The following is a 2,537-nucleotide window of genomic DNA, read 5'->3' on the forward strand; positions in this document are numbered from 1 at the left end:
CATCTGCGACCTGCTCGGCGTCCCCCGCGAGGACCAGGACGACTTCCGGGACTGGGCGGGCATGATGATCCGGCACGGCGGCGGCCCGCGCGGCGGGGTCGCGAGGTCGGTGAAGAAGATGCGCGGCTATCTCGCGGACCTCATCCACCGCAAGCGCGAGGCGCTGCCCACCGAACCCGGCCCCGGCGAAGACCTCATCTCCGGTCTCATCCGTGCCTCGGACCACGGTGAGCACCTCACCGAGAANNCCCTGCTCACCCACCCCGAGCAGCGCGCCCGCCTCCAGACCTCCCTCGCCGCGGGCGAGACGGCCCTGCTGGAGACCGGCGTCGAGGAACTCCTCCGCTACGACGGCCCCGTGGAGCTGGCCACCTGGCGGTTCGCCACGCAGCCGCTCACCGTCGGCGGGCAGGACATCGCCCCAGGCGACCCGGTGCTGGTAGTCCTCGCGGCAGCCGACCGTGACCCGGCCCGCTTCGCCGACCCCGACACGCTCGACCTGTCCCGCCGTGACAACCAGCACCTCGGCTACGGCCACGGCATCCACTACTGCCTGGGCGCGCCCCTCGCCCGCCTGGAGGGACAGACCGCGCTGGCGACGCTCCTCACCCGGCTGCCCGATCTGCGGCTCGCCGCCGACCCGGCCGACCTGCGCTGGCGCGGCGGGCTCATCATGCGCGGACTGCGCACCCTTCCCGTCGAGTTCACACCGCGTCAGGGCTGATGAACGGCCCGTACCCCTATCAGGAACAGCGACCGAAGGTGACACACCCTCAAGTTCGTGATCTTCACGTGATCTCCGCTGCATTAACTTGTGACAACTGATCGTCTACGGATACGTTCACACGTCAGTGCGAAGGGTCGTCACATCCCTTGCACAGATCTCTGCTGTCGCGTGAAAGGCAACCGCATGCTCTCCGGGAACGGTCGTCACCGTCGCCCCCGTCAGGCTCCGGCACTCCTCGTCGCGGCCGGAGTGACAGGCTCCGCCATCGCCATCCCGCTCCTCGGCGCCACCGGCGCCAGTGCGGCCAGCGGAACCACCTGGGACCAGGTGGCGGAGTGCGAGAGCGGCGGCTCCTGGAGCGCCGACACCGGGAACGGGCGCTACGGCGGCCTCCAGATCTCCCAGGCCGACTGGGAGAACCACGGCGGCCTCGCCTATGCGACCAGCCCCGACCAGGCCAGCCGTTCGCAGCAAATCGCGGTCGCCGAGAGAATCCTCGACGACCAGGGTGTGGGCGCCTGGTCGACCTGTGGACTCCTCCACAACCTCGACGGCGACTCCGCCTCGGCCGACGTGGACACCGGGGTGGCGGGGGATTCATCCAGTTCGGGTAATTCCTCTGATTCCTCCGATTCATCCAGTTCGTCCGGCAACTCCACCAAGTCCAGCGGCTCATCGGATTCCGGTGAATCACCGGAATCGTCCGGTTCGTCGGATTCGTCCTCCCGTGTGCCCGAGGGCTCCACCAAGGCAGACACGGGCGCGGGCGACTCCTCCGAGTCCTCGGACTCCGACCGTGCCGATGGTTCGCAGGAATCCGACAGCTCGGCCGAGGCTGACGCCAAGGACGGCGACTCGGGTAACTCCGCGTCCGGCGACACCCCTTCCATCAGCGACGATGCCGACACCGGCACCGGTCGCCACCGTGGCGCCAGCGCCGAGGAGGGCGTCCACACCGACGCGGCCGACTCCCGCGGCGACGCCTCCACCGGCCGGCACGCCTCCCGCGGCGGCGACGCCTCCCGCGAAGCCGTCGACGGCTCGTACACCGTCCGCCCCGGGGACAACCTGACGGCCATCGCCGACTCCCTTGAGCTGGGCGGCGGGTGGCGGGAGCTGTATGCCGAAAACGAGGGCACGGTCGGAACCGACCCGGACCTCATCCTTCCCGGTCAGACCCTGGAAGTCGATGCCGAAACGGGCGAAAAGTAGCGACAGTTCGGGTCATGATTCACCCCTAAATGCCCGTTTTGATCTCGGTGGGAGATGAATCACAGACCCCCTGATCGTCTTTGAAATTCGGCGAATCACGTGTTTACGGTCGTGACCGCTCGCCACAGCGGGCCCTTGCGGTCGTCACGCCGAATCCTGCCGACGACCGCTCGGAACAGTCGACGCGTCAAGCGCCGTAGGCAGGAGCGGGGGACCCAAGGTTTGCGCCGGGTCCGGCGGTTGAGGCCCTTCGGGGTCACACCGCCGGCACCGGCTCGGGGTGAAGCCGCATCACGTGAGCCGGAAGGCGAGCGGGTGCGGCCGGGCAACTCAACCGGCCCGAACCCGACAGCTCACCTCGTAGGCGTCGGTGAGGGGATCACTCCATGCTGTTTTCCAGCAAGGGCAAGCACCGCCGTCCGTCCAAGACCGCCCGCGCCATCGCCGTCGCCGGTGTCGCCGGTGCCGCCGCGATCGCCGCCCCGCTCATGGCGGCCGGCAGCGCCTCCGCCGCCACCGAGTCCGAGTGGGACGCCGTCGCCCAGTGCGAGTCCGGCGGCGACTGGTCCATCAACACCGGCAACGGCTACTACGGCGG

The 2,537-nt window shown here is 69.3% G+C and carries 2 protein-coding genes, 2 pseudogenes and 1 riboswitch; all 4 genes and pseudogenes read left to right on the forward strand.

All coding sequences use genetic code 11. The annotated features are described in order from the left end of the window. Positions 1-246 (forward strand): annotated as a pseudogene (locus tag AOK15_RS47365) (cytochrome P450); the annotation flags it as partial. 2 nt (positions 247-248) lie between these two features. Next, positions 249-724 (forward strand): annotated as a pseudogene (locus tag AOK15_RS47370) (cytochrome P450); the annotation flags it as partial. A 186-nt stretch (positions 725-910) separates the two neighbouring features. Continuing rightward, a complete protein-coding gene (locus AOK15_RS28335; protein ID WP_055521197.1) occupies positions 911-1,939 on the forward strand; it encodes a LysM peptidoglycan-binding domain-containing protein in 1,029 nt (342 codons plus the stop codon). A 182-nt stretch (positions 1,940-2,121) separates the two neighbouring features. Next, a riboswitch (cyclic di-AMP (ydaO/yuaA leader) is annotated at positions 2,122-2,321 on the forward strand. 4 nt (positions 2,322-2,325) lie between these two features. Beyond that, a partial coding sequence (locus AOK15_RS47375; protein WP_240508630.1) for a transglycosylase family protein occupies positions 2,326-2,537 on the forward strand: 212 nt, incomplete at its 3' end.

It is taken from the genome of Streptomyces ossamyceticus (assembly GCF_001418475.1).
GTDB lineage: Bacteria > Actinomycetota > Actinomycetes > Streptomycetales > Streptomycetaceae > Streptomyces > Streptomyces ossamyceticus.

What these genes read in the sequence shown, in the direction of transcription:
- AOK15_RS28335 (WP_055521197.1), top strand. Translation starts at nt 911, where the DNA reads ATGCTCTCCGGGAACGGTCGTCACCGTCGCCCCCGTCAGGCTCCGGCA.